16 protein-coding genes are annotated in these 19092 nt (G+C 61.4%); 8 read left to right on the top strand and 8 right to left on the bottom strand.

Annotated elements, in window-relative coordinates; genetic code table 11:
* Positions 1 to 87 precede the first annotated feature (87 nt).
* The 4 genes from proX to CTATCC11996_RS16345 all read right to left on the bottom strand — a co-directional run bounded on the left by proX (position 88) and on the right by CTATCC11996_RS16345 (position 5078).
* Positions 88 to 1143: a glycine betaine/L-proline ABC transporter substrate-binding protein ProX gene (gene proX / locus CTATCC11996_RS16360; RefSeq protein WP_003078177.1), complete on the bottom strand. Its 1056-nt coding sequence runs from the start codon at positions 1141 to 1143 to the stop codon at positions 88 to 90.
* 20 nt (positions 1144 to 1163) lie between these two features.
* Complete coding sequence (gene proW, locus CTATCC11996_RS16355) at positions 1164 to 2408, bottom strand: glycine betaine/L-proline ABC transporter permease ProW (RefSeq protein WP_003078175.1); 1245 nt, start codon at positions 2406 to 2408, stop codon at positions 1164 to 1166.
* 15 nt (positions 2409 to 2423) lie between these two features.
* The gene (proV, locus tag CTATCC11996_RS16350; RefSeq protein WP_003078171.1) at positions 2424 to 3719 is read right to left on the bottom strand and encodes a glycine betaine/L-proline ABC transporter ATP-binding protein ProV; all 1296 of its coding nucleotides are present in this window, start codon (positions 3717 to 3719) and stop codon (positions 2424 to 2426) included.
* Positions 3720 to 4439: 720 nt separating this feature from the next.
* Positions 4440 to 5078, bottom strand: a complete 639-nt coding sequence (locus tag CTATCC11996_RS16345; protein WP_003078168.1) for a YqhA family protein — start codon at positions 5076 to 5078, stop codon at positions 4440 to 4442.
* 357 nt (positions 5079 to 5435) lie between these two features.
* On the opposite strand from CTATCC11996_RS16345, the gene acs reads away from it, so the two are divergent.
* Both acs and CTATCC11996_RS16335 read left to right on the top strand, forming a co-directional pair.
* Positions 5436 to 7430 carry an acetate--CoA ligase gene (gene acs / locus CTATCC11996_RS16340; RefSeq protein WP_003078165.1) on the top strand — a complete coding sequence of 665 codons (1995 nt, stop codon included), beginning with the start codon at positions 5436 to 5438 and terminating at the stop codon, positions 7428 to 7430.
* Positions 7431 to 7571: 141 nt separating this feature from the next.
* A complete protein-coding gene (locus CTATCC11996_RS16335; RefSeq protein ID WP_003057208.1) occupies positions 7572 to 8027 on the top strand; it encodes a hypothetical protein in 456 nt (151 codons plus the stop codon).
* A 107-nt stretch (positions 8028 to 8134) separates the two neighbouring features.
* Here the strand turns inward: CTATCC11996_RS16335 and argG are convergent, their stop codons facing one another.
* The 4 genes from argG to CTATCC11996_RS16315 form a co-directional block, all read right to left on the bottom strand.
* A complete protein-coding gene (gene argG, locus CTATCC11996_RS16330) occupies positions 8135 to 9472 on the bottom strand; it encodes an argininosuccinate synthase (RefSeq protein ID WP_003057205.1) in 1338 nt (445 codons plus the stop codon).
* A gap of 106 nt (positions 9473 to 9578) precedes the next feature.
* The gene (gene ppnP, locus CTATCC11996_RS16325; RefSeq protein WP_003057202.1) at positions 9579 to 9896 is read right to left on the bottom strand and encodes a pyrimidine/purine nucleoside phosphorylase; all 318 of its coding nucleotides are present in this window, start codon (positions 9894 to 9896) and stop codon (positions 9579 to 9581) included.
* 149 nt (positions 9897 to 10045) lie between these two features.
* The gene (locus CTATCC11996_RS16320; RefSeq protein ID WP_003078162.1) at positions 10046 to 10801 is read right to left on the bottom strand and encodes a glycine zipper 2TM domain-containing protein; all 756 of its coding nucleotides are present in this window, start codon (positions 10799 to 10801) and stop codon (positions 10046 to 10048) included.
* 125 nt (positions 10802 to 10926) lie between these two features.
* Positions 10927 to 11289, bottom strand: coding sequence for an ArsC family reductase (locus CTATCC11996_RS16315; RefSeq protein WP_034349474.1), 363 nt, complete (start codon positions 11287 to 11289; stop codon positions 10927 to 10929).
* A gap of 100 nt (positions 11290 to 11389) precedes the next feature.
* Between CTATCC11996_RS16315 and folC the strand changes: the two genes are divergently transcribed.
* From folC to gltX, 6 genes are all read left to right on the top strand, one after another.
* Entirely contained in the window at positions 11390 to 12715 is a 1326-nt protein-coding gene (gene folC, locus CTATCC11996_RS16310) for a bifunctional tetrahydrofolate synthase/dihydrofolate synthase (protein ID WP_003078158.1), read from the top strand.
* Between the two features lie 58 nt (positions 12716 to 12773).
* Positions 12774 to 13724, top strand: coding sequence for an SPOR domain-containing protein (locus CTATCC11996_RS16305; protein WP_003078155.1), 951 nt, complete (start codon positions 12774 to 12776; stop codon positions 13722 to 13724).
* A gap of 28 nt (positions 13725 to 13752) precedes the next feature.
* A complete protein-coding gene (locus tag CTATCC11996_RS16300) occupies positions 13753 to 14250 on the top strand; it encodes a CvpA family protein (protein ID WP_003078153.1) in 498 nt (165 codons plus the stop codon).
* A gap of 196 nt (positions 14251 to 14446) precedes the next feature.
* Positions 14447 to 15955, top strand: a complete 1509-nt coding sequence (gene purF / locus CTATCC11996_RS16295) for an amidophosphoribosyltransferase (RefSeq protein ID WP_003061095.1) — start codon at positions 14447 to 14449, stop codon at positions 15953 to 15955.
* 300 nt (positions 15956 to 16255) lie between these two features.
* Positions 16256 to 17467: an O-succinylhomoserine sulfhydrylase gene (locus CTATCC11996_RS16290; RefSeq protein WP_003078150.1), complete on the top strand. Its 1212-nt coding sequence runs from the start codon at positions 16256 to 16258 to the stop codon at positions 17465 to 17467.
* A 147-nt stretch (positions 17468 to 17614) separates the two neighbouring features.
* Complete coding sequence (gene gltX, locus CTATCC11996_RS16285) at positions 17615 to 19024, top strand: glutamate--tRNA ligase (RefSeq protein WP_003078148.1); 1410 nt, start codon at positions 17615 to 17617, stop codon at positions 19022 to 19024.
* Positions 19025 to 19092 lie beyond the last annotated feature (68 nt).

The following is a 19092-nucleotide window of genomic DNA, read 5'->3' as shown; positions in this document are numbered from 1 at the left end:
CTCCAGGAGGGGCGTTTTATCTTGGGGCGGCCCGGCGATAAAAAAACGGCGGCCGCGCAAGCGGTCGCCGTGATTCGGGGATTATGATCAGGACTTCTTGGCAGCGGCCAGTGCCTGGCTGATCCAGCCGTCGAAAGTCTTTTGATGGGCCTTGATCCAGCCGTCGGTGTGACGCTCGATGTCGGAGGCCTTGTTCTGGCCCTGGCTCATCATGTAGTTCTGGGCGTTGATGTCGCCCACGGGCAGCTTGATGATTTCAAACAGCTTGGCTGCCGCAGGGTTCTGCTCGGCCCAGGCCTTGTTGGCCACGATTTGCTGGTTGTTGGCAATGAAGCCGTAGTTCTTGCCATTGGCCAGCTTGGTGTCCGTGCCGGACTGCTCGCCGGGCAGCGCGGAGAACGGAACCTCCAGCCACACCACATCCCTGCCGGGCTTGAGCACATTGCTCACCCAGTAGGGCGTCCAGGTGTAGTAGAGGATGGGCTTGCCGGCCTTGTAGCGCGTGATGGTATCGGCCATCAGCGCCGAATAGGTGCCCTGCTTGTGGGTGACCGTGTCGCGCAGCTTGTAGGCGCCAAGCTGGTGCTCGATCATGGCCTCGCAGCCCCAGCCGGGCGTGCAGCCCGTCAGGTCGGCCTTGCCGTCACCGTCGGTGTCGAACAGCTTGGCAATTTCGGGGTCCTTGAGCTGGCCCAGATTCGTGATCTTGTGCGCATCGGCCGTCTTCTTGTCGATCAGATAGCCCTGAGCGGCATTCGCCGAGAACACGCCCTTGCGGTAGAGCTTGGCGTCGCCGCCTGCATTCCTGTAGTAGTCGGCGTGCAGCGGGTTCCAGTGATTGGCCATGAAGGTGGCGTCGCCGTTGGCCAGGGCAATATGGGCCGTGGGATATTCCACTTCCTTCATGGGCTGGACCTCGTAGCCCAGCTTTTCCAGGGCCTTCATGACGAGCTGGGTCTGGAAACTTTCCTCGGCAATCGAGCTCTTGAGCGGCTGGACCTTGATGCCCTTGCCCGGCAGCTCGTCGGCGGCAAAGGCGCCTGTGCTGACCATGGACAAGGCCATGGAGGCTGCGGCCGTGCTGGCAAGCAGCCAGTGGCCCAGACCATGGCGGATGCTGGCAGTGTGGTTGACTGTATTCATGCGTTCTCCTTGTTCTTGATTCAGATCGTCGCGGGCTTGGCGGCCTCGCTGCCGGGCTTGGGGGCCGGCGCAGAGCGCTTGTTGTCGAGCAGGCGCATAACCAGGCCAGCTGGGCCCGTGGCCCACCAGCGGGCACTGCCGCGCTTGGGCTCGCCCATGGCCTGGGTGATGCGGTCCAGCACGATGGCCAGCAGCACGATGCCCAGGCCGCCGACGGTGGCCAGACCCATGTCCAGACGGCCGATACCGCGCAGCACCATCTGACCCAGACCGCCGACGGCGATCATGGAGGCGATCACCACCATGGACAGCGACAGCATCAGCGCCTGGTTGATACCGGCCATGATGGAGGGCATGGCCAGCGGCAGCTGCACCTTCCACAGCAACTGGGCAGGCGATGCACCGTAGGCACGGCTGGCCTCGATCAGGTCGGGGCGCACCTGGCGAATGCCCAGATTGGTCAGTCGGATCAGCGGCGGCAGCGCAAACACAATCGTTACGATCACTCCGGGCACGTTGCCGATACCGAACAGCATGACCACCGGCACCAGATAGACGAAGGCCGGTGTGGTCTGCATGGCGTCCAGCAGGGGGCGCGTCCAGCGCTGGGCCCGGTCGCTGCTGGCCAGCAAGATGCCCACGGGCAGGCCGATCACGATGCAGAAGAACAGCGAGGTCAGCACCAGGGCCAGCGTGACCATGGCTTCGGACCAGATGCCCAGCAGGGCCACAATCAGCAGCGAAACTGCCGAGCCAATGGCCAGCTTGCGGCCTGCAAACTGCCAGGCCAGCAGAGCAATCAGCAGCACCAGCGCGGGCATGGGGATGGTCTGCAGCACATCGGTCACGCCGTTGAGCGTGGCGTCGATGGGGGTGCGAACAGCCTGGAAGAAGGGGCGGAAATGATCGACCACCCAGGTCAGTCCGTTGTTGATCGAGTCCTGCACAGGCAGGCCTTCGGTGGTGATCTGGTGCCAGAGCTGGCCTATGCCGCCGTCATGCTCGGGCACATCGGTGGGCGAGGGGGCGCTGAGCCAATCGGTGCTGCTGGCCTGGCTGGCAGCATCTCCGCTGCTCCAGGCATCGGTACTTGAGCCGGCATTCGCATCGGCATAGGAGGCAGCCCAGGGATCGGCATCTGCCGCCGAGCTAGTGACATTGGCGCTGGCCGGCTCGGTGGCGGGCGCAGAAGCTGCAGCCCACGGGTCGTCAAAAGCCGCGCTAGTGGTTTCTGTGTTGGGATTGTTCAGTGCGTTATCGTTCAAATCGGCTCCCTTCTTTTAATGCGCTGCGTGCTGCGCAGCTTGCGTATTGGGCTTGGGCTGGAAGTGCTGATCCAGCTTGATGGGCGGAATTTCCTTCTGAGGTGGTGGCACCGGTGGGGTGGCGCGATCCAGGAACTTGAGCATGGTGGTGCGACTGATAACGCCCAGGTATTTGCCCTCTTCATCTACTACAGGCAGCGGGTAAGCCGGAGTGGCCACGGTGCCGAACAGCTCGGCCACCGGCGTGCTGCTGGCGATAGGCTGCACATCGGATATGAAGGCGTGCTTGAGGCCCAGCATTCCCTCGTGGCCGTGCAGCGCATCGCGAAGCGACTGCGACGAGACCACGCCCAGAAAGCGTTTGCGTGCATTGAGCACATAGGCGTAATCGCGGTCGGAGTCCTCCAGCAGGCGAAGCGCGGCGCGGCAGCCGCGGTCGCTGTGCTCTGAAATCACGGTCAGCGCCTGGCGGGCGATGTCGGAGGCCTTGAACACGGCTGCCGCATCCACGCCCTGAATGAAGGTGCGCACATAGTCGTTGGCCGGGTTGCGCAGAATCTCGTCGGGCGTGCCCACCTGCTGCACCATGCCGTCCTTCATGATGGCGATGCGGTCGCCAATGCGCATGGCTTCGTCCAGATCGTGAGAGATGAAGACGATGGTGCGGCGCTTGATCTCCTGCAGGCGCAGAAGCTCGGACTGCATTTCGGTGCGGATGATGGGGTCCAGCGCCGAGAAGGCCTCGTCCATCAGCAGGATGGAGGGGTCGGACGCCAGTGCGCGGGCCAGACCCACGCGCTGCTGCATGCCGCCGGAGAGCTCGTCGGGGTAGCTGGCGCCCCAGGCGCCCAGGCCCACCTGCTCCAGGGCATCTTGCGCTTGCTGCTGGCGCGTGGCGCGGTCCACGCCGGCCAACTCCAGGCCAAAGGCCGTGTTGTCCAGCACCGTGAGGTGGGGCATGAGGGCAAAGGACTGGAACACCATGGAGATGTCCTTGCGGCGCAGTGCGCGCAGTTCCTTGTCATTGAGCGCATTGATGTCCTGGCCGTCGACCAGGATGCGGCCGCTGGTGGGCTCGATCAGGCGATTGAGCATTCGCACCAGGGTGGACTTGCCCGAGCCTGACAGGCCCATGACCACGAAAATTTCACCGGCTTCGATGGTGAAGTCGGCGTCGAACACGCCGATGGATTGCCCGGTCTGGGCGAGGATCTCCTGCTTGCTCAGGCCCTGTTTCACCAGGCTGAGAGCGGTTTTCGGATCGTTGCCGAAGACCTTGAAGACATGATCGATAGCGATTTGCTTGGCCACTGTGGCGTTCTCCTTTTTTGATGGGATGGAACACAGTCCAGCGCCCACGACCGGTAATGCCGGTGGGCGCTGGCGCACAAGCCAAAATAAAAGCCCTGATGCCGCAGCCCAGCCCGGCCTTGTGGGCGGGACTGCGCAATGCAGATGGCGCAGCGATGGCGCCGAGTTTTCAGCCCGGATGGCACAGCCAGGTGTGCGCAAGAGCTGGCAAATTGGAAGAAGCAGCTGGCTGGCAGATCAGGTACCGACTGGCACGCATCTGCACGGCTTCTTGTCAGGCCAACCCCGGCACATCGGCCGGGGAGAGCCCCCTACATCAGGGCCGTGTTTCGGCCCGGTTGACGGGGCTGCGCCAAAGAGCGGCAAGCGCTCGTGAATTGACACAACGATCCGCCGGGAAGTGAGTCAACCGCATCTCAACAATGCAGTGACGACCTGCACGGCAGGTTGTAAATGACTTTTTAATATATCGAATTGAGTTTTATGCGTCAAATCGAGCTGTAAGCTTTGCCGCCCGCATCCGCCGGAAATGGCGCTCCTGAAACATTCGCATACGTAAAAATTGCTGATGCAAGTCCTTGATAGATAAGGATTTGTGTCGAATTGACGGAATTTTTTTGACGGTTGTCAGCTTTTGACGAGCTTTGCGTTCTGTGCAGGCATGAAAAAAGCCCCTTCATGGACGACCATGCGGGGCTTTTTGGGGGGAGGAGGGCTGCTTCAGTGGTGAGCGCTTTGGGTGAGCTTGTCTGTCAGCGCAATGGCCAGGGCGCTAAGCAGGAAGACTACGTGGATGATGGTCTGCCACATCAGCACCTGCACTTCATAGCTGCCGGCGTTGATAAAGCTCTTGAGCAGGTGGATGGAGCTGATGCCGATGATGGACAGCGCCAGCTTGACCTTGAGCACCGAGGCATTCACATGACTCAGCCACTCGGGCTGGTCGGGGTGGGATTCCAGGCCCATGCGGCTGACAAAGGTTTCGTAGCCACCCACGATGACCATGATCAGCAGGTTGGAGATCATGACCACATCGATCAGGGCCAGTACCACCAGCATGATGATGGTTTCGTTCAGATGGGTGATCTGGACATCACTTTTGTAGCCAATATTGGTGATCAGGGCATGCAGGGCTTCCTGATTGCCGAAGACCGCCTCCACCAGATGCCAGAGTTCCACCAGAAAGTGCCAGACATAGACACCCTGGGCGGCAATCAGACCCAGGTACAGCGGCAGCTGCAGCCAGCGGCTGGCAAAGATCAGCGAGGGCAGGGGGCGCAATGCGCCGGAGGGCTGGTAGCCGCCATGCGGCGTGTGGTGGGTGGAGTTGCCTGCTTCGTCGGAAGGGATGCGGCTCATGATGTGTGTTTGGGGCGGACTGGATGCGATGGGGGCAACGGGATGCCGCCACCTTGTAAGACTGGTTTTGCTGGGGCCGCGTCCCGGACTGCCTGCGCCTTCGAGAGCAGGCCGCAACGTGGGCCCCGGCCTCTGCAGCAGCAGGTGCGCGATTCTAAGGGTTTGTTCCGGGGTGTTTTGAGAAAAGTGCAAGCAAATCAACACCAAACAGGCGCTTTCTGCTGCAAAAATGGGAGCGAATGACGGGCTTGACGGCGCGCAAAAGCCGCTTCTCAATTTCAGTCAGTGGGGTGTAAGACCGAGCCTTGACAGTACACCCACAATTATTTCATTGCTTATGCATCAGGAGACAAAACGATGAGCGCTGCGACATCAACCATCGAATCCGTACTGGTGGAAAACCGTGTGTTCCCGCCCCCGGCGGATTTCGCCGCCAAGGCCCGCATCTCGGGCATGGCGCAGTACCAGGCCTTGTGCGACGAAGCCGAACGCGACTATGAAGGCTATTGGGCACGTCTGGCCCGTGAGAACGTGCAGTGGACCAAGCCCTTCACCCAGGTGCTGGACCAGAGCAACCCGCCGTTCTACAAATGGTTTGCCGACGGCGAACTCAACGCCAGCGCCAACTGTTTGGACAAGCACATGGGTACGCCCGTGGAGAACAAGACGGCCATCATCTTTGAAGCCGACGGCGGCGAAGTCACCAAGGTCACTTACAAAGAGTTGCTTGCCCGCGTGAGCCAGTTCGCCAATGCGCTGAAGGCACGCGGCGTGCAAAAGGGTGATCGCGTGCTGATCTACATGCCCATGACCATCGAGGGTGTGGTGGCCATGCAGGCCTGCGCACGTATAGGCGCAACGCATTCCGTGGTATTCGGCGGTTTCTCGGCCAAGGCCGTGCAGGAGCGCATTGTGGACGTGGGCGCCAGCCTGGTCGTCACCTCCAACTACCAGATGCGTGGCGGCAAGGAGTTGCCGCTCAAGGCCATCGTCGACGACGCGCTTGCGCTGGGTGGCTGCGAAGCCGTCAAGAGTGTGCTGGTCTATGAGCGCACGGCCAGCGCCTGCAATATGGTCGCGGGCCGCGACATCAGCTTCACCGATGCGCTGGCCGGTCAGTCCGCCGAGTGCGAAGCCGTGCCCGTCAACGCCGAGCATCCGCTCTTCATCCTCTACACCAGCGGCTCCACCGGCAAGCCCAAGGGCGTGCAGCACGCCACCGGCGGCTATGTGCTGTGGGCCAAGCAGACCTTTGAGTGGACTTTCGATGCCAGAGACAGCGATGTCTTCTGGTGCACGGCCGACATCGGCTGGATCACCGGCCACAGCTATGTGGCCTATGGCCCGCTGGCTGCCGGTGCTACGCAGATCGTCTTCGAAGGCGTGCCGACCTTCCCCAATGCGGGCCGCTTCTGGCAGATGATAGAGCGCCACCAGTGCAGCATCTTCTACACGGCGCCCACAGCCATCCGCTCGCTGATCAAGGCGGCAGACTCCGACCCCAGCGTGCACCCGAAGAACTGGAATCTGTCCAGCCTGCGTCTGCTGGGCTCGGTGGGCGAGCCCATCAATCCCGAAGCCTGGATGTGGTATCACAAGCATGTGGGCGGCGAGCGCTGCCCCATCGTGGACACTTTCTGGCAGACCGAGAACGGCGGCCACATGATTACGCCGCTGCCCGGTGCCACGCCTCTGGTGCCCGGCTCCTGCACTCTGCCTCTGCCTGGCATCACGGCGGCCATCGTCGACGAGGCAGGCAACGAGATCCCTAACGGAGCAGGCGGCATCCTGGTGGTGAAAAAGCCCTGGCCGTCGATGATTCGCACCATCTGGGGTGACCCCGAGCGCTTCAAGAAGAGCTACTTCCCCGATGAACTCAAGGGCTACTACCTGGCCGGCGACGGCGCCGTGCGCAGCGAAGACCGTGGCTACTTCCGTATCACGGGCCGTATCGACGATGTGCTCAATGTCTCGGGCCACCGCATGGGCACCATGGAAATCGAGTCGGCCCTGGTGGCCAAGACCGATCTGGTGGCCGAAGCCGCCGTGGTCGGCCGTCCCGATGACCTGACCGGGGAAGCCATCTGCGCCTTTGTGGTGCTCAAGCGCGGCAAGCCTACGGGCGAGGAAGCCAGGCAGATCGCGGCTGAGCTGCGCAACTGGGTGGCCAAGGAGATCGGCCCCATTGCCAAGCCCAAGGACATCCGCTTCGGCGACAACCTGCCCAAGACCCGCAGTGGCAAGATCATGCGCCGTCTGCTGCGTTCGTTGGCCAAGGGGGAAGCGATTACCCAGGACACCAGCACTCTGGAGAATCCCGCGATCCTGGAGCAGTTGTCCGAGACCAATTGAGCCGGCGAATGCCGCTGATCTGAACGCATCATGACGACAAGGCCGCTGGAGACAGCGGCTTTGTCATTTCTGGTGCTTGCTGACGCAAGCCGATGCGATCTTGGGTTAAAACAAGGCATCTCGGAGTACAAGGAGAAGAGCATGAACTTTCGCACCATCTGCATTGCCATCATCGTGGCCCTGATTGCCGTGTTGGCGGCCTTTAACTGGACGGCGCTGTCCACACCTGCAACGGTTTCGCTGGGCCTGACCGAAATCCAGGCACCGCTGGGCGTGCTCATGCTGGCGCTGACGATTTTGCTGAGCGTGTTCTTCATCGCCTATGTGCTGTGGATGCAGGGCTCGGTGCTGCTGGAGGCGCGTCGCCATGCCAAGGAGATGCAGGCCCAGCGCGATCTGGCTGACAAGGCCGAGGCTTCGCGTTTCACCGAGCTGCGCAGCGTGCTCGAAGCCTTGCATGCCAGGGACAAGGAAGAGGTGATGGCCCGGCTCGACGTGCTGGAAGCGCATCTGGTGCAGCGCGCCCAGGAGTCGGACAACAGCACGGCCGCCTATGTGGGGCAGCTGGAGCAGCAAGTGCATCAGATCAATCGCTGATGCTGCAGTATTGATAGCTGTAAGCCTTTTTCCACAGGTGATTAAGGCATGTTCGGCATGAAAAAAGCCGCTGCACTGCAGCGGCTTTTTTGTGGGCGCGGACCGAATTACTTCTTGTCGTTGCCCAGCTGTGGCAGAGCGTTGGCGCTGCTCACGCTCAGCAGGCCGGCTTGCGAGTAGATGGCCAGTTTGGCGCGGGTGTCGATCAGATCCAGGTTGCGCATGGTCAGCTGGCCGATGCGGTCGATGGGGCTGAAAGGCGCGTCTTCGACCTTTTCCATGGACAGACGCTCGGGGGCGTAGGTCAGGTTGGGCGACTCGGTGTTCAGGATGGAGTAGTCGTTGCCGCGGCGCAGTTCCAGCGTCACGGTGCCGGTCACGGCACGGGCCACCCAGCGCTGCGAGGATTCGCGCAGCATGATGGCCTGAGGGTCGAACCAGCGGCCCTGGTACAGCAGACGGCCCAGGCGCAGGCCGTTGATGCGGTACTGCTCAATGGTGTCTTCGTTGTGGATGCCGGTCACCAGGCGCTCGTAGGCAATGTGCAGCAGGGCCATGCCGGGGGCTTCGTAGATGCCGCGGCTCTTGGCTTCAATGATGCGGTTTTCGATCTGGTCGCTCATGCCCAGGCCGTGGCGACCGCCGATGCGGTTCAGCTCCAGGAAGACTTCCACGGCATCGGTGTATTCCTTGCCGTTGATGGCCACGGGGCGGCCTTCTTCGAAGGTGATGGAGACTTCTTCTGCCTTGACTTCAACTTCGGGCTTCCAGAAAGCCACGCCCATGATGGGGTTCACGATGCGGATGCCGGAGTTCAGGAACTCCAGATCCTTGGCTTCGTGGGTGGCGCCCAGCATGTTGGAGTCGGTGGAGTAGGCCTTCTCGGCCGACATCTTGTAGCCGAAACCTTCCTTGGTCATGAAGGCCGACATTTCGGCACGGCCGCCCAGTTCGTCGATGAAGTTGCTGTCCAGCCAGGGCTTGTAGATCTTCAGTGCGGGGTTGGTGAGCAGACCGTAGCGGTAGAAGCGCTCGATGTCGTTGCCCTTGAAGGTCGAGCCGTCGCCCCAGATGTTGACGTCGTCTTCCTTCATGGCGGCCACCAGCATGGTGCCGGTCACTGCACGGCCCAGGGGCGTGGTGTTGAAGTAGGTGATACCGCCGGTGGAAATGTGGAAGGCGCCGGACTGGATGGCGGCAATGCCCTCATTGGCCAGCTGGGGGCGGCAGTCGATCAGACGAGCCTTTTCTGCGCCATATTCCATCGCCTTGCGGGGAATTTCGTCGTAATCGGCTTCGTCGGGTTGGCCCAGGTTGGCCGTGTAGGCGTAGGGCAGGGCACCCTTGTTCTTCATCCAGCGCAGAGCGGCAGAGGTGTCCAGGCCGCCGGAGAAGGCGATGCCGACCTTCTGGCCGACGGGAACATGTTGCAGAATGGTTTCCATGAGATTTCTCTTCAAAGTGATAGCTGCAAGCGCTTGATGGGTAAGCGATTGGGGCTGAAAAGGCTTGAAACTCTCGGGTCTGGCCCAAAGCCGGGCCAGGCGCGGATCAGGCGTAGTGGCAGATGTAGTGATAAGCCTCGGTCACGCGGATGTCGAACTTGGAGTTCGCGGGGATCTGGAAGCTCTCGCCGGCCGAGGACTTCTTCCACTCGTCGCTGCCGTCGAGCTTGTATTCGCAGGAGCCGCCCACGCATTCCATGATTTCTGCAGCTGCGGTGCCAAAGGTCAGCGTTGCAGGCAGCACCACGCCCACCGACTTCTTGGTGCCGTCGGCCAGCGTGAAGCTGTGGCTGACGCACTTGCCGTCAAAGTAAACATTGGCCTTGGTGGTGAGGCTGACGCCTGCGATGGTTTCGGTGGTCATGGAGGAGATACGCTGTGCGTGGTCGAAGATCAAAAGCATTGATTTTAGGCCACGGGATTTGCACCTGCGCGAATGCCCGGCAAAGGCAGGAAAAACAAGAGCCCCGTGACGGGGCTCCTGGGCGGCCTGCAAGGCCGGATCGACTCGGATCAGCGGCGCCAGCCGTGGCCGCCATGTCCGCCGTGCCAACCCGGACGGTAGCCGGGTCGGTAGTAGTGGCTGGGACGGGTGGCGTAGTAGGCGCCTGCACCGATGGCAGCGCCGATCAGCAGCGGTGCCACATAGTCAGAGGCCGAATAGGTCGAGCCTACTGAATAAGTGGGCGCCACGGGCTGAGGGGCGTAGTAGCCGCTGTCGTAATTCTGCGGGTAGCTGGTGCTGTAGGCGCCCTGAGGAGCCGTCTGGGTGCTGTAGTAGCCGTCGTTGCTGTAGACCGGGTCGTTGGCCACGGGCTGCACATTCAGTGCAATCCATTGGCCGGGCGGGCTGGCGGTCTGCGTGGTGTAGCTGCGACCGTTGTACTCATAGGTCACGTTGTAGCCCACGGTGCGGTTCTGGTAGAAGGTCTGCGTGCTGCACTGGCGCATGTTCTGGTACTGCACGGGGCCGGAGGCTTCGGCCTGATTGCCCAGCATGGCACCGCCTACCACGCCGGCTGCCGTGGCTGCTGCACGGCCGCCGCCGCCGCCTATGGCATTGCCTATCAGGCCGCCGGCAATGGCTCCGACCACGGCACCTGCACCGGTGGGGCGAGGAGCGACCGCCACCGGCTGGTCGCTGCAGACCTGCTGCGGCACGGCGACCTGCTGGGTAATGGGGGTCGAGGACAGCACGCGGCCTCGCTCCTGGGCATAGGCCCCGGTGGCGGCCACGGCGGTCAAAGTCAAAACTGCCAGGGTTTTCATCAACATCTCTCCTGTCTCTGAAGCTTTAACGCATCAGATCACCAAAAAGTTTAGGGGATCAGCGTAAATACCAGCGCTCAGCTCCGTAAAACTAGGTAAAGCAATGTGTGAATGTGAGCGGTTGCTCAGGCGCTTCGCGTCGCATTCCAGTCATCGGCCTTGAAGCCAACGGTGATTGTCCCATCGGCCCACTCCACCACGGGGCGCTTAATGGTGCTGGCGTGCTCCTGCATTACGGCGGCAGCACTGGGCGCATCCACGGCACTATTCCTGGTTTCTTCATCGAGCTTGCGCCAGGTTGTGCCCTGGCGGTTGAGCAGCTTTTCCCAGCCCACGGCCTGCATCCACTGGGGCAGGCGCTCGGCGGGAACGCCTTGCTTCTTGAAGTCGTGGAACTGGTAAGTAATACCTTGCTCACTGAGCCAGCTGCGTGCTTTCTTGACAGTGTCGCAGTTGGGGATGCCGTAGACGGTGGTGATCATGCTCATGGTGTTCGGTATCGGTGAAACGGTTGGAGTCAGATGTAACGCATTTGCCAAGTGCCGGCAGCCATAGGGCCTCTGACAGTGGGCGACAATAGCGCCCAGTATGCACACCATATTTCCCACCTTGGATGCTTGGCTGGCTTATTGCGAGCGCCTGCATCCCCAGAACATCGCCCTGGGTCTGGATCGCGTGCGTGAAGTCGCACAGCGCATGGGCCTGCAATTCGACTGCCCCGTCATCACGGTGGCCGGCACTAATGGCAAGGGTTCGACCTGTGCCATGCTGGAGGCCGTGGCACTGCAGTCCGGCTTTCGCCCCGGTGTATATACCTCGCCGCATCTGGTTCACTTTGAAGAGCGCTGCCGTGTGGGCGGCGAGATCGTCAAGGCCGAAGAACTGATCCCGCATTTCGAGGCGGTGGAGCAGGCCAGGGTCAAGGACGGTAAAGAGGTTGCACTCACTTACTTCGAGTTCACCACGCTGGCGATATTGCGCCTCATGAGCCTGTCCAGGCTGGATGTGGCGATTCTGGAAGTGGGTCTGGGAGGCCGGCTCGATGCCACCAACATCATCGATGCCGACTGCGCCATCATCACCAGCATCGATCTCGATCACATGGAGCTGCTGGGGCCGGACCGTGAAAGCATTGGCCGAGAAAAAGCCGGCATCATGCGCGCCGGTCGTCCCGTCATCGTCAGCGACCCGGTGCCGCCGCAAAGCGTGATCGATCACGCGGCCGAAATCGGTGCCGACCTCTGGCGCTTCGGCAAGGATTTCAACTACGACGGAGACAAGCAGCAATGGGGCTGGGCCGGTCGTGGTCGCCGTTATGCGGGGCTGGCCTATCCGGCGCTGCGTGGCGCCAATCAGCTGATGAATGCCTCCGGTGTGCTGGCCGCCTATGAAGCCATTCGCGGCAAGCTGCCGGTGACGGCGCAGGCCGTGCGCACGGGCTTGTCCATGGTGGAGCTGCCCGGTCGCTTCCAGATCGTTCCCGGTCAGCCCACGCTGGTGCTGGATGTGGCGCACAACCCGCACTCGGTGGCGGCGCTCACGGCGAATCTCGATGCCATGGGCTACTTCCCGACTACGCATGCCGTATTCGGCGCCATGGCCGACAAGGACTGGGAGCCCATGCTCACCAAGGTGGGGCCGCTGGTCGACCGCTGGTACTTTACCGATCTGCCTACGCCGCGTGCGGATTCTGCGGAAAACCTCAAGGCCAAGCTGCAGCAGCTGCAGGCCCAAGGCGTGATCCGCAAAGATGTGAGCATGCAGACCTTTGCCAATCCCCAGCAGGCCCTGGATGCCGCAGTCGCGGCAACGGAGGCGGCTGATAGAATCGTGGTCTTTGGATCGTTCTTCACCGTGGGCGGAGTGTTGCAAAACGGCACGCCTCGTCTGAACGCCAAACACCTGGCTCACTGAGTCAGCGGTCTGCCGCCCAGGCTTCTGTCGGTCGGCGGGCCTCAACAAGTCCTCACTCATGGCATTTTTCAATTTCCGTTGGCCTGGCAAAAAAGACGAAGCCGAGTCCGTGGCCGGAGCCAAGCGCCCCAGTCGCCTGGCCCAGGGCGAAAGCGTGGAAGCCATGCGCCGCCGCGCGCGTCATCGCCTCATCGGGGCGGCCGTGCTGGTGCTGATCGGTGTGGTGGGCTTCCCGCTGCTGTTCGACACGCAGCCACGTCCCATTCCGGTCAATATCCCGATTGAAATTCCCGATCAGGCCAATTCGGCCCCCGAGGTCGTGCCTGGCACCCAGGTGGCGAGCCAGACGGCCGCACCATCAGGGCGTGTTGCTGCCAATGCTTCTCTGGATGACGGCGAAGAAGTACTTGCACCCTCGGCCAGGCCTGCAGCTTCAGCGACGGCGACTGTGGCGCCTACTGCTCCGGTGGTCGGGGCTGCGGTCACTGCGGCTGCCGTCGGCACAGCCGCTGCGGTGGCATCCCAGGTCAAGCCCGAGCCCAAACCAGAAGTCAAACCTCAGCCCAAACCCGAGGTAAAGCCTGAGCGCAAACCGGAGCCCAAGCCCGAAAAGTCCAAGGCCGAGGTCAAGCCAGAGGTCAAACCCGAGATCAAGAAGCCGGAAGCCAAACCCGAGCCCAAGCACAAGCCTGAAGCACCTAAGGTGGACGAGGCCGCCCGTGCCCGTGCATTGCTGGAGGGGCGCAGTACTTCGGAAGCTGCTCCGGCCAAGGAGGCAGCAGCGACTAACGAGCGCTTTATCGTTCAGATCGGCGCCTTTGCCGAAGTCGGCAAGGCCAACGAAATCAAGGGCAAGCTTGGTGCCGGAGCCTTTACCCAGACCGTGGATACCAAGGACGGCAAGCGCACACGTGTTCGCATGGGGCCTTTCAAGAGCCGCGAGGAAGCCGAGAAGGCTGCCGCCAGGGCCAAAGCACTGGGCTTGCCCGCCTCGGTGTTCAAGGCTTGAGACCGGTTTTCCGGCAACGGTTTGATTGATGAGCACGCTTGACTGGATTTTTGTGGTCGTTGTGCTGGGCTCCATGTTGCTGGGGGCTTGGCGCGGTCTGGTCTATGAAGTCCTGTCTTTGCTGGGCTGGCTGGTGGCCTTCGTGGTCGCGCGGACCTGGGCGCAAGAGGTGGCGGTATGGCTGCCGCTGGACGGCTGGGACATGCAACTGCGTTATGCGGCGGGCTTTGTGCTGCTGCTGGTGGGGTCCATGTTTGCCTGGGGTGTGATCTCCTGGCTGTCCAAGCAGCTGATTGAGGCCGTGGGTCTGAGGCCTGTGGATCGCACACTGGGCGCCTTGTTCGGTGTCCTGCGCGGTGGCCTGCTGCTGCTGGTGCTGGCTCTGGTGATCCAGTACACGCCATTGCACAAGGCTTTGTGGTGGCAGGACTCGGTGCTGGCGCCCTGGTTGACCGAGGCGCTGGGCTGGGCGCTGCCTGCTCTGCCAGAGGAGTGGGGGCAGTATCTGCCCAAGGCTTCCTCTTGAAGCGAAATTTTTCGCCGCAATTTACCTAAGGGTTGAAAGTGGCTAAGGCGCTTGCTGTAAAACGCAGTGGGTGCCGACGAGAGTTTGGTGTTGGCGTGATCCGCCATGCCGGATATCAAAGCGCAGGCTAGCCAATGGGTGGCGAAGCAGGCGAGTGTGGCGAAGGGTGACTTTCGCGAACAGATGGAACGCAACTATGTGTGGAATCGTTGGTGTGGTGAGCACCACACCCGTGAATCAGCTGATTTATGACGCTTTGCTGCTGCTGCAGCACCGTGGGCAGGATGCAGCCGGCATCGTGACCCAGCAGGAACGCAAGTTCTTCATGCACAAGGCCAAGGGCATGGTGAAGGATGTGTTCCGCACCCGCAATATGCGTGCTCTGCCCGGTGATGTGGGTCTGGGTCAGGTGCGTTACCCCACGGCGGGCAATGCCTCCAGCGAGGAAGAGGCTCAGCCCTTCTACGTGAATGCGCCCTTCGGTATCGTCATGGTGCACAACGGCAATCTCACCAATGCCAAGCAGCTGCGCCGCGAACTGGCGGATACCGATCACCGCCACACCAACACCGAAAGCGACTCCGAAGTCCTGCTCAACGTGCTGGCGCACGAGATCGGTCGCGCCTCCAGCGGCGCGCCGCTGCAGAGCGAGGAAATCTTCAAGGCCGTGCGTGCGGTGCACAAGCGCATCAAGGGCTCCTACGCCGTGATCGCTCTGATCGCCGGCTACGGCCTGCTGGCCTTCCGCGATCCCTTCGGCATCCGTCCGCTGTGCATGGGCCGCGGCAATGATGGCACCATCATGCTGGCCAGCGAGTCCGTGGCGCTGGAAGGTACGACCCATCAGTTCGAGCGCGACATCGCTCCCGGCGAAGCGATCTTTGTGCACAACGACGGCCGCGTCGAGAGCCAGCAATGCGCTGAAAAGACCCAGCTCAATCCCTGCGTGTTCGAGTATGTGTATCTGGCACGTCCCGACTCCACCATGGACGGCATCTCGGTCTATCAGGCTCGCCTGAACATGGGTGAGACGCTGGCCAAGCGCGTGATCTCCATGGTGCCTCCCAATGAAATCGATGCGGTGATTCCCATCCCCGAATCGAGCCGCCCCAGCGCCATGCAACTGGCCCAGTTGTTGGGCAAGCCCTATCGCGAAGGTTTTGTGAAGAACCGCTATGTGGGCCGTACCTTCATCATGCCCGGCCAGGGCGCGCGCAAGAAGTCGGTGCGCCAGAAGCTCAATGCCATCAGCAGCGAGTTCAAGGGCCGCAATGTGCTGCTGGTCGATGACTCCATCGTGCGCGGCACCACTTCCAAGGAAATCGTGCAGATGGCGCGTGATGCCGGTGCTAACAAGGTGTATCTGGCGTCCGCTGCGCCTCCCGTGCGTCACCCCAACGTGTATGGCATCGACATGCCCACGCGCTCCGAGCTGGTGGCTCACGGCCGTACGGTCGAGGAAATTCGACAGGTCATCGGCTGCGACGCGCTGATCTATCAGGACGTGGAAGCCATGAAGCAGGCCGTGGGCAAGATCAATGCTCAGGTGAGCGGCTTCGAGGCCTCGTGTTTCGACGGCATCTATATCACCGGCGATATTTCCGATGAAGAGGTGACGGCGCTCAACGAAGGCCGCAACCGCGGCAGCGAAGAGGAGAGCGAAGACACTTCGCGCCTGTCCCTGCCCAATGCTCAGGAAAGCTGAGCGTTAAAGCGCAGCGAATGACCGAGTCGGAAAGGGTTGCTTAGGCAACCCTTTTCATTCGGGAGGACAATGGCAGAGCTATGCGGTTGGTATGCTCTTTAAAAGTGAGCTGGCAACGTATGCACATCAAGCGTTTGAGGTTGATTTGACTCCAATTTCATGATGTGCGAGCAAAGCATATTCAAAGACCGGCATGGCTTGTGCTGCGCCGGTCGAGCTGGTGGAGCAGCAAGCCTGCAGGCCTGATTGGCGGTCTGCAGCGAACTCGTGACCAGTACCAACCATCTGGATTTGACGATTGTGACCAACAAGACATTACCCGAAGGTTTGCATCCTGAAACTCTGGCCGTGCGCGAAGCGGTCGAGCGCAGCCAGTGGGGCGAGCATTGCGAAGCCCTGTACATGACCAGCAGCTTTGTGCAGCCCGATGCGGCTACCGCAGCGCGCCGCTTTGCCAATGAAGAGCCGGGCTTCACCTATAGCCGCACCAGCAACCCCACGGTCACCAGTTTTGAAAAGCGTCTGGCGGCCATGGAAGGGACGGAATGTGCGGTCGCGACTTCCACCGGCATGTCGGCCATCTTGCTGGTGGCGCTGACGGCGCTCAAGACAGGCGATCATGTGATCTGCTCGCAGTCCATGTTCGGCTCCACCATCAAGTTGCTGGGAACCGAGATGGCACGCTTCGGTGTGGAAACCACGTTTGTCTCGCAGACCGATATCGAAGCCTGGAAGGCGGCCATCAAGCCCAACACGCGCATGCTGTTTGCCGAGACGCCCACCAACCCGTTGACCGATCTCTGCGACATCGCCGCATTGGCCGAGCTGGCACACGCCAACAACGCACTGCTGGCCGTGGACAACAGCTTCGCCACTCCCGTGCTGCAGCAGCCCGTGAAGTTCGGTGCCGACCTCGTCGTGCACTCGGGCACCAAGTTCCTCGACGGCCAGGGCCGCGTTATGGCCGGTGCGGTCTGCGGCACCATCGCCCTCGTGGACAAGGTCATGGGCACCTTCTTGCGCAGCGGCGGTCTGAACATCGCGCCCTACAACGCCTGGACGGTGATGAAGGGCCTGGAAACCCTGGCTTTGCGCGTCAAGGCGCAAAGCGCTGCGGCGCTGGAGTTTGCCGCCTGGCTGGAAGCCCATCCCAAGGTGGCGCGTGTGTACTACCCGGGCCTCAAGAGCCATCCTCAGCACGAGCTGGCCATGCGCCAGCAAAACGGCTTGGGCGGTGCCGTGCTGGCGTTCGACGTGGTGGGCGAGGGTGCCGAGCAACTGCGTGCCAATGCCTTCCATGTGGTGGACAGCACGCGTCTGTGCTCGATCACGGCCAACCTTGGTGATGTGAAGACCACCATCACCCACCCCGCCAGCACCTCGCATGGTCGTCTGACCGAGGACCAGCGTCAGGCTGCTGGCGTGGGTCAGGGTCTGATTCGTATTTCCGTGGGTCTTGAGCATCTGGAGGACCTCAAGGTCGACCTGGCTCGCGGACTGGATACGCTGTGAAACACCCCCTGAGTCGCTTCGCACCTTCCCCCTCAAGGGGTGTGCCTGCGTTGCGAGGCGGCTCTTGCTCGGCATCTCTGACTGAGACTGCGCGCGCATCAAGCGCCGCAGCCTTGGCATGGGGAATGTCGTACAAGGATTTCTGATATGACAAACAACAAAATTCGCACTCGCTTTGCCCCTTCGCCCACGGGCTTCATCCATCTGGGCAATATTCGCTCGGCCCTCTACCCCTGGGCCTTTGCGCGCGCCAATGGCGGTGACTTCGTGCTGCGCATTGAAGACACCGATCTGGAGCGTTCCACCCAGGCTTCCGTGGACGTGATCCTGGAGGGCATGGAGTGGCTGCAACTGGACCACGATGAAGGTCCGTTCTACCAGATGCAGCGCATGGATCGCTACAAGCAAGTGCTGGCTACGCTGCAGGAAAAGGGCTATGTCTACCCCTGCTATATGAGCATGGAGGAACTGGATGCGCTGCGTGAAAAGCAGATGGCCGCCAAGGAAAAGCCCCGCTATGACGGCACATGGCGCCCCGAGGAGGGCAAAGTGCTGCCTGCTATTCCCGAAGGCGTGAAGCCCGTGCTGCGCTTCAAGACTCCGCAAACTGGTGTGGTGGGCTGGGACGACAAGTGCAAGGGCCGTATCGAGTTCCAGAACTCCGAGCTCGACGATCTGGTGATTGCTCGCCCTGACGGCACGCCCACGTACAACTTCTGCGTCTGCGTGGACGACATGGACATGAACATCACCCATGTCATCCGTGGCGACGACCATGTGAACAACACGCCGCGCCAGATCCACATCTTTGAGGCGCTGGGCGCCACCGTGCCGACCTTTGCCCATCTGCCCACCGTGCTCAACGAGCAAGGCGAGAAGATGAGCAAGCGCAACGGCGCCAAGGCCGTGACGCAATACCGCGATGAGGGCTATCTGCCCGATGCCATGGTGAACTATCTGGCTCGCCTGGGCTGGAGTCATGGCGACGACGAAATCTTCAGCCGTGCCCAGTTCCTGGAATGGTTCAATCTGGACCACCTGGGCCGCAGTGCCGGTCAGTTTGACGAAGCCAAGCTGCGCTGGGTCAATGCCCAGCATCTGAAGGCCATGGACGATGCCGAGCTGGCCCAGTTGGTCAAGCCCTTTGTCATCAAGGCCGGCGTAGCCGAGAGCCTGATCGACGCCGATGACCGTCTGGTGCGCATTGCTGCCTTGTTCAAGGATCGTTGCGAGACCCTGGTGGATCTGGCCAACTGGGCCAAGGTCTTCTATGTGGACAGCGTCGAGCGCAATGCGGAAGACTACGCCAAGCATGTGACCGAGGCGGCCAACCCTGTGCTGGATGCATTTGCGGCCGTGGTGGAAAACGTGGAATGGACCAAGGAAGCCATTGCGGCTGCGATCAAGGAGTTGCTCAAGGCACAAGGCGTGAAGATGCCCGTGCTGGCCATGCCCGTACGTGTTCTGACCGTGGGCACAGCCCATACGCCCTCGGTCGATGCAGTGCTGGAATTGCTTGGACGTGAAAAAGTTATCGCGCGTTTGAAAAATCGCTAAAAACCTGTCTATAATTCGAGTCTCTGCAAAACGCGACTGATAAAAAGGTTGTCTTGCAGAGAGTTTTT

The organism is Comamonas testosteroni ATCC 11996, from assembly GCF_000241525.1.
Classification (GTDB): Bacteria; Pseudomonadota; Gammaproteobacteria; order Burkholderiales; family Burkholderiaceae_C; genus Comamonas; species Comamonas testosteroni.
Note: the sequence above shows the minus strand (reverse complement) of the source record. Positions and strands in the feature narration are given on the sequence as shown.